The sequence below is a fragment of the Staphylococcus caledonicus genome, assembly GCF_016238465.1.
Lineage (GTDB): Bacteria > Bacillota > Bacilli > Staphylococcales > Staphylococcaceae > Staphylococcus > Staphylococcus caledonicus.
In genome coordinates this window covers 114,231-122,464 of the sequence record NZ_JABTXV010000004.1, presented here as the reverse complement: position 1 = coordinate 122,464, position 8,234 = coordinate 114,231, and the positions used below count along the sequence as shown (strand labels likewise).

General features: G+C 33.3%; 8 protein-coding genes. 7 read left to right on the top strand and 1 reads right to left on the bottom strand.

Annotated elements, in window-relative coordinates:
- Nucleotides 1-45 precede the first annotated feature (45 nt).
- Nucleotides 46-681, top strand: coding sequence for a DUF5710 domain-containing protein (locus tag HS848_RS10835; RefSeq protein WP_198612341.1), 636 nt, complete (start codon nt 46-48; stop codon nt 679-681).
- Nucleotides 682-840: 159 nt separating this feature from the next.
- Here HS848_RS10835 and HS848_RS10830 read toward each other — a convergent pair whose 3' ends face one another.
- Nucleotides 841-1,533 (bottom strand): M15 family metallopeptidase, encoded by a 693-nt coding sequence (locus tag HS848_RS10830; RefSeq protein WP_198612340.1) that lies wholly within the window; start codon nt 1,531-1,533, stop codon nt 841-843.
- A gap of 430 nt (nt 1,534-1,963) precedes the next feature.
- Between HS848_RS10830 and HS848_RS10825 the strand changes: the two genes are divergently transcribed.
- The 6 genes from HS848_RS10825 to arcC all read left to right on the top strand — a co-directional run bounded on the left by HS848_RS10825 (nt 1,964) and on the right by arcC (nt 8,137).
- On the top strand, nt 1,964-2,428 hold the full coding sequence (locus HS848_RS10825) for an arginine repressor (protein ID WP_198612339.1): 465 nt from the start codon (nt 1,964-1,966) through the stop codon (nt 2,426-2,428).
- A 253-nt stretch (nt 2,429-2,681) separates the two neighbouring features.
- Nucleotides 2,682-3,917, top strand: a complete 1,236-nt coding sequence (arcA, locus tag HS848_RS10820) for an arginine deiminase (protein ID WP_198612338.1) — start codon at nt 2,682-2,684, stop codon at nt 3,915-3,917.
- Between the two features lie 90 nt (nt 3,918-4,007).
- The gene (gene arcD / locus HS848_RS10815) at nt 4,008-5,429 is read left to right on the top strand and encodes an arginine-ornithine antiporter (RefSeq protein WP_198612337.1); all 1,422 of its coding nucleotides are present in this window, start codon (nt 4,008-4,010) and stop codon (nt 5,427-5,429) included.
- Nucleotides 5,430-5,468: 39 nt separating this feature from the next.
- Nucleotides 5,469-6,158, top strand: coding sequence for a Crp/Fnr family transcriptional regulator (locus HS848_RS10810; protein WP_198612336.1), 690 nt, complete (start codon nt 5,469-5,471; stop codon nt 6,156-6,158).
- Nucleotides 6,159-6,190: 32 nt separating this feature from the next.
- Complete coding sequence (argF, locus tag HS848_RS10805; RefSeq protein ID WP_107508539.1) at nt 6,191-7,189, top strand: ornithine carbamoyltransferase; 999 nt, start codon at nt 6,191-6,193, stop codon at nt 7,187-7,189.
- An 18-nt stretch (nt 7,190-7,207) separates the two neighbouring features.
- Entirely contained in the window at nt 7,208-8,137 is a 930-nt protein-coding gene (gene arcC, locus HS848_RS10800) for a carbamate kinase (RefSeq protein WP_198612335.1), read from the top strand.
- Nucleotides 8,138-8,234 lie beyond the last annotated feature (97 nt).

Genomic DNA, 8,234 nt, shown 5'->3' with positions numbered 1-8,234 from the left:
ATATAATATTTTTACTATAACTTATTGGTGAGTGGGTGGACAGTAATGCTATATTTAAACGTTCCTTATGAAGAAAAAGATGATGCTAAAAGTAAATTTGCTAAGTGGGATAACAAGAGAAAACTATGGTTTGCTACAAATCCTCAATATTATTTTAGATTTTCAAAATGGGTGGAAGGAGACTCTGTAGTTAAAAATAATATTTATATTTTTATAGCCTCTAAAGAATGTTGGAAGTGTAAACAATCTACGCCCGTCTATGCAATTGGAGTAAAAAGTGAGGACATAATAGATTTAAATTATCCTTCTAATAAAAATGTGTATGAAGAAACCGGTTATGATGTGGTTTTTTTAGAATTAAATCGTAATATTCCTAGTTTTATAAAGGAATATTTAAAGGATAAAACTAATTGTAAAGAACGTTACTCTAAAACGATAAACAAAAAATATTTTGCAAATATTTGCAAACATTGCAATGCGCTACAAGGTAATAACTTTATTTATGATGAAATAGATTCACCATTTAATTCCATGCCGTATGATAATTATGATGTAGTTGAATTTGAACTAAAAAATGAAATACCTTTGGATTACTGTATTGGTGAAAGAATAATTTCGCCCTCGTGTAAGTATTTAAATGCTAATATTCATGTCAAGGATCGTATCTATGTTGATAATTAGTATTAAATATTTGGCATTTAAAGACTAAAAAGTGTAAGTCTGAAATTGAATATACTAGTAAGAAAAAAGTTTATTAATCCAATTATCAATATATAGTAAACCATCCCCTGTTAACCGAATGATTAGCAGGGGATGCTTTTGCTATAGAGTATAAAATGCTTATTTCAAGCCTACGTATTCTTCTAGTGCTTTATCGGAATTATAAACTTTTGTTGCTGTGTCTTTTCCTAAATAGCGTAAATGCCATGGTTCGTATTGATATCCTGTTATGTTTTCTTTGCCTTTAGGGTAGCGTACGATAAATCCGTATTTATGCGCATTTTTTGCAATCCATTGTCCTTCTTTTGTTTCGCCAAAACTTTCATAAAGGTTTTTGTCTGAATTTACGCCACCGACATCATATGTAAGTCCTGTTTGATGTTCAGAATAGCCTGGACGCGCGCTATACTTATCTGCTGCTTCTTTGCCATCTCGCTCAACGTAATTATTATACAATTGAACTTGCGTAGGATAACTTCTAAACCCACTAATTTTGTATAAATTGATACCGTCTTTTTGTGCATCACTAAATAATTGTTGTAATGCTTCTTGTGCTTTAGGATCTTCGCCAGGATTATAACTTGAAGGTAGGCTAATTTCTTTATTTACGATTAAAATACCGTCTATGTATGTACGACCATCTTTAACGACTTTGTTATGTTTCTGTTGGTTATCATCACTATTTTTTGAATGATTACTATCTGTCGTTTTGTTTTCATTTTTAGTCTTATCCCCGTCGTCACTATTGTTCTCATGGGAACAGGCTGAAAGTAATAATGAACTTGTTATTAATATTGTGGAAAATCTTTTCATGTCAATACCCCTATATTTTTTGAATATAAAAAATAAAATTACATATAGAGTTTAACATAGTTTGAAATTGAATTATATAGAACTTCTATAAAAGTATAATTGTTAAATAGCGCTTAGGACAAGCATTCAATAAAAATATATAAATAGAGCATCCTTTATCATAAAGCGAAGGGTGCTCTAAATTTTTCTTTTAAATCTCTAATATATGTTAAGTATGTAACTACATCATAGTTAAATTTGATATAAAATAAATCTGTTTAATGAAAAATGACATTAATTTTAGATTACCTACCGAGTAGAAAACTCTATAGGTAATCTTATTTATATTTGTTTCAAGCATTCCATCATAATTAAGAATTTGAATATAAAAATACATATAAATTTTCCTATTGAAAATAACCCTTAATTTTAAAGAAAAGGAGCTTAAGAAGTGAAAAAGGAAAAACGTTTAGACCTACTATTATCAATAATCAAACAGAATAATTTTAGCAAAAAACAAGAAATAGTAGACTATTTGCTCGAACATTTTGATGTTTATTGTAGTTTAACAACTATATCTCGCGATTTAGATAAGTTAGAAGTTTATAAAATTCCCATTAGCAATAATAAATACTTTTATAAACAAATAAGCCAAAGCAAACAAATAAAAGCTAGAAGAAAGTTAAAAACTTATAGCGAAGAAATTCATAACATCATAATTAAAGATAGTTACATATTAGTAAAAACCTCACCTGGTTTTGCGCAAAGTATAAATTATTATATTGATCAACTAAAAATGAAAGAAATACTAGGCACAATTGGTGGTAATGACACTATTATGATACTAACTACGTCAAATGAGAGGGCGCAGTATATTTGTTATCAACTATTTAACGCTAGTAAAAGTGAGGATTAACTAAATCGAAATGATTACTAATACAAAAAAGTGTATAAGAAACTTTTTGTAGAAAAAAACTAAGTAATAAAAAGATTAATTTACATATAATATACATATTTTTATGGAAATAGTGAATATTTAACCAATTTTATGTATTGAATAAATCTGAATGAGTGAAAAAACTACCATAACACTTGTGAAATAATTCACATAACTATACTTGGAAGCGCTTTATACTAATGGTGAAATAAAGCAAAGGAGGAAGTTGAATATGGTACAACAACCCATTCAAGTAAACAGTGAAATTGGAAGATTGAAGACAGTGCTATTGAAAAGACCAGGTAAAGAATTAGAAAATTTAGTGCCTAATCATTTAAGTGGTTTACTATTCGATGATATTCCTTATCTAAAAGTTGCTCAAGAAGAGCATGATAAATTTGCTCAAACTTTGAGAGACGAAGGAATCGAGGTTGTATATTTAGAAAAACTTGCTGCAGAAGCCATTGCTGACAAAGCAGTACGTGAACAATTTATCGATGACATTCTTGCCGAATCCAAAAAAACAGTACTCGGTCATGAAGAAGAAATTAAAGACTTCTTCTCCAGTTTAACAGATCAAGAGCTTGTCGATAAAGTGATGGCCGGTGTGCGTAAAGAAGAAATTAAATTAGAGACAACACACTTAGTCGAGTATATGGATGATCGTTATCCATTCTATCTAGACCCAATGCCTAACCTGTACTTCACACGTGACCCTCAAGCCTCTGTAGGTAGAGGGATGACAATTAACCGTATGTACTGGAGAGCCCGTCGTAGAGAATCCATTTTTATCACATACATTTTGAAACATCATCCACGTTTCAAAGATAAAGACGTACCTGTATGGTTAGACCGTGATTCAAGTTTCAACATTGAAGGTGGAGATGAATTAGTCCTTTCTAAAGAAACGTTAGCAATTGGTATTTCTGAACGTACGTCAGCACAAGCTATCGAGCGTTTAGCTCGTAACATTTTTGAAGATGAAAAATCTACGTTCAAAAAAGTGGTAGCAATTGAAATTCCAAATAGTCGTACGTTTATGCATCTAGATACCGTATTTACAATGATTGATTACGACAAATTTACAGTTCATTCAGCCATCTTTAAAGAAGAAAACAACATGAACATCTTCACAATCGAGTATGACGATGCAAAAGATGACATTAAAATCACACACTCAAGCAAATTACGCGAAACACTTGCGGAAGTGTTAGGTGTAGAAAAAGTTGAATTTATTCCAACAGGTAACGGCGACGTCATTGATGGCGCACGTGAACAATGGAATGACGGTTCAAATACACTATGTATCCGTCCAGGCGTCGTTGTAACTTACGACCGTAACTACGTATCTAACCAACTGCTACGTGATAAAGGCATTAAAGTTATTGAGATCACAGGTAGTGAGCTTGTTCGTGGACGTGGAGGCCCAAGATGTATGAGCCAACCACTGTTCAGAGAAGATATTTAATAAAAATACTGATAGGGGTAAAAGTCAAACTTAACTTAATTATTACTTCTAATGAAACGACTTTTACCGCCACTTTTAGGGGAATTTAATATGGATGAAAATAAATTAGGTAAAACTTCCTTAATTGGTCTAGTCATAGGTTCAATGATTGGTGGCGGAGCATTCAATATTATTTCGGATATGGGTGGTCAAGCTGGTGGATTAGCCATTATTATCGGTTGGATTATTACTGCTATTGGAATGATTTCTCTAGCCTTTGTATTCCAAAATTTAACTAATGAACAGCCTGAGCTTGAAGGCGGTATTTATAGTTATGCACAAAAAGGATTTGGTGACTTTGTTGGATTCTCAAGTGCTTGGGGTTATTGGTTTGCAGCCTTTCTTGGGAACGTAGCTTACGCGACATTATTAATGTCATCGGTTGGGAACTTTTTCCCCATATTTAAAGGCGGTAATACACTTCCAAGTATTATTGTAGCTTCTATCTTACTATGGGGCGTACACTTCCTAATTCTTAGAGGTGTAGAAACTGCAGCGTTTATTAATAGTATTGTGACTGTTGCTAAATTGATACCTATATTTTTAGTCATTATTTGTATGGTAGTAGTATTCAATTTTGATACTTTTATGTCTGGCTTTTACGGTATGACAAGTGGTGACGCAGATGTCTTTAGTTGGGGAGATACAATGTCACAAGTTAAGAGCACCATGTTAGTCACTGTATGGGTCTTCACTGGTATTGAAGGTGCCGTCGTCTTCTCAGGTCGTGCGAAGACGAAGAAAGACGTTGGAACCGCCACAGTTATCGGGTTAGTCTCAGTGCTAATTATCTATTTCTTAATGACAGTATTAGCACAAGGTGTGATCCAACAAAATGAAATTTCTAAACTTGCAAGCCCATCAATGGCACAGGTATTAGAACACATTGTAGGTCATTGGGGTTCAGTACTAGTAAATATTGGTTTAATCATTTCAGTATTAGGTGCTTGGCTTGGATGGACATTACTTGCTGGTGAATTACCATTCATCGTAGCAAAAGATGGTCTCTTCCCTAAATGGTTCGCTAAGGAAAATAAAAACAAAGCACCCATCAACGCCTTGTTAATTACAAATATTTTAGTACAAATATTTTTAGTAAGTATGCTATTTACAGATAGCGCATATCAATTTGCATTTTCACTTGCATCAAGTGCCATTTTAATTCCATATACACTTAGTGCATTTTATCAAGTTAAATATACAATTCAGCATAAGCAGAGAGCGACGCCTAAACAGTGGACGATAGGTATTATCGCTTCAATCTATACCATTTGGCTAGTATATGCAGCTGGAATCGATTACTTATTATTAACGATGTTGTTATATATCCCAGGTTTATTCGTATATAGCTATGTACAACGTGATAATAAGAAACGTCTAACTAAAGTAGATTACCTTCTGTTTGTCATCATTATTGTACTTGCAATCATAGGAATTGTTCGTTTGATTTCAGGTGATATTTCAGTATTTTAAAGTACTGGTTAATGTAAATATTTCGAGGAGTAAATTGTTATGTATAGAGAAAGAGGTAGTATTCAATACTCAGACAAAGAGTTTACTGATAGCTTTGAACAATTAGCAACGTACTTAAATATTCCTGCAAGTATTATTAAACCTTACAAAGATGATTGTGCGTTATTTCAGTATAAAAGAAGACAAGTAATATATTATTCATCTAATCAAACTAAATTTGTATATTTTCTTGTAAATGGATGTGTTTCACATGAAATATCTAATGAAAATGGTAATACGTATTTAAGATTAACCAGAGAACATTCACTCTTTCCAATGAATCATTTATTTAGTGAAACTACACCAACTTATGAAATGTGTACTGCTCTAACAGATTGCACAGTAATTACGTTACCTAAAGACTTACTAGAATATTTATGTAAAAACCATGCAGAAATCTTTGAAAGTCTCTTTATAAAACTTAATGAGACGATACAGTACCAAGCAGAATATAGTATGGCGCTAACTGCTAATTTAGCCAAAGAACGAATCGAAGAAATATTAAAACTTTTATGTCATACCATTGGCGAAGATAATGAAGAATTTTATGAAATAAAACAAGTTATGACGATTCAATTACTCAGTCATTTGTCAGGTCTGTCTAGGAAAACAACCGGACAAGTAATTAATGAATTAAAAGAAGACAACATGATATTCCAAGATGACAAAGATTGGATTATCAAAAAATAAAAAAACTATATTAATAAAAGGAGATATTAACTATGCAAAACTTAAGAAATAGAGACTTTTTAACATTATTAGATTTCACTCAAAAAGAGGTAGAGTTCTTACTTAATTTATCTGAAGATCTTAAACGTGCGAAATATGCTGGCATTGAACAACCAAAACTTAAAGGTAAAAACATTGCTTTAATTTTTGAAAAAGACTCTACACGTACTCGTTGTGCATTTGAAACAGCAGCCTATGACCAAGGCGCTCGCGTAACCTATCTTGGACCAACAGGTAGCCAAATGGGTAAAAAAGAATCTGCTAAAGATACAGCTCGCGTATTAGGTGGCATGTATGACGGCATTGAATACCGTGGTTTCTCACAACGTATTGTTGAAGATTTAGCTAAATATTCAGGCGTACCTGTATGGAATGGCTTAACTGATGAAGATCATCCTACTCAAGTACTTGCAGACTTTTTAACAGCGAAAGAAGTATTGAAAAAACCTTACCACGAAATCAATTTCACATATGTTGGTGACGGACGTAACAACGTAGCGAACGCGTTAATGCAAGGCGCTGCAATTATGGGAATGACGTTCCACCTTGTATGTCCTAAAGAATTAAACCCAACTGATGACTTATTAAATCGTTGTAAAGAAATCGCAGCTAAAAATGGTGGCGAAATCTTAGTAACAGATGACATAGATGAAGGTGTGAAAGGTTCAGATGTAATTTACACAGATGTTTGGGTATCAATGGGTGAACCTGATGAAGTTTGGGAAAAACGTATCAAATTATTAGAACCATACCGTGTAACAAAAGAAATGATGGAAAAAACTGGTAACCCACATGCGATTTTCGAGCACTGCTTACCATCATTCCATGACACTGAAACTACAATCGGTAAACAAATTCAAGAAAAATATGGCTTAACAGAAATGGAAGTTTCTAACGAAGTATTTGAAAGTGAACAATCTGTTGTCTTCCAAGAAGCTGAAAACAGAGCACATACAATTAAAGCTGTAATGGTTGCAACTTTAGGAGAATAGAGAGAAGGAGGACCTAAAATGTCTAAAATCGTCGTAGCTTTAGGTGGTAACGCCTTAGGTCAATCACCTGAAGAACAATTAGAACTATTAAAAGGGACAGCAAAATCGTTAGTAAGCTTAATCAATAAAGGATATGAAGTGGTAATTAGTCACGGTAACGGACCACAAGTCGGAAGTATCAACTTAGGTTTAAACTATGCTGCTGAAAATAAACAAGGTCCACCATTCCCATTCCCTGAATGTGGTGCTATGAGCCAAGCGTATATTGGCTATCAAATGCAAGAAAGTTTATTGAATGAACTTCATTCAATGAGTATCGATAAACAAGTTGTAACGCTTGTGACACAAGTTGAAGTTGATAAAGATGACCAAGCATTCAACAATCCAACGAAACCAATCGGCTTATTCTATACTAAGGAACAAGCAGATAAGACTATTCAAGAAAAAGGTTACCAATTTGTAGAAGACTCAGGACGTGGCTATCGTCGTGTCGTACCATCTCCACAACCAATGAATATTGTGGAATTAGAAAGTATTGAAACACTTATCAAACATGGCACACTCGTTATCGCAGCTGGCGGTGGCGGCATCCCAGTCATTAAAGAACAAGATAACTACAAAGGTGTAGATGCCGTTATTGATAAAGATAAAACAAGTGCATTATTAGCGGCTCACTTACAATCTGATCAATTGATTATTTTAACTGCCGTAGACCATGTTTATATTAACTTTGGAAAAGATAATCAAGAAGGTCTAGGCGAAGTAACAGTTGATGAAATCAAACAACATATTGCTGACGGTCAATTTGCGAAAGGTAGTATGCTTCCTAAAGTTGAAGCGGCCCTCCAATTCCTTGAACAAAGTGACAACGGTAGCGTATTAATTACATCTCTAGAAGGCTTAGGAGATGCGCTAGATGGTAAAATTGGCACATTGATTAAAAATTAAAATAAACTAAAACCATTAATTGCTACAAGCAAAAGCGTCTTAGAATCATTCTAGACGCTTTTGTTTTTTTATGTATGTGAAAATGTGCTATAAAGTT

Bases quoted from the DNA above. Each gene is read 5' to 3' on its own strand.
- arcA (WP_198612338.1), top strand. From the start codon at position 2,682: ATGGTACAACAACCCATTCAAGTAAACAGTGAAATTGGAAGATTGAAG.
- arcD (WP_198612337.1), top strand. From the start codon at position 4,008: ATGGATGAAAATAAATTAGGTAAAACTTCCTTAATTGGTCTAGTCATA.
- HS848_RS10830 (WP_198612340.1), bottom strand. From the start codon at position 1,533: ATGAAAAGATTTTCCACAATATTAATAACAAGTTCATTATTACTTTCA.
- argF (WP_107508539.1), top strand. From the start codon at position 6,191: ATGCAAAACTTAAGAAATAGAGACTTTTTAACATTATTAGATTTCACT.
- HS848_RS10810 (WP_198612336.1), top strand. From the start codon at position 5,469: ATGTATAGAGAAAGAGGTAGTATTCAATACTCAGACAAAGAGTTTACT.
- arcC (WP_198612335.1), top strand. From the start codon at position 7,208: ATGTCTAAAATCGTCGTAGCTTTAGGTGGTAACGCCTTAGGTCAATCA.
- HS848_RS10835 (WP_198612341.1), top strand. From the start codon at position 46: ATGCTATATTTAAACGTTCCTTATGAAGAAAAAGATGATGCTAAAAGT.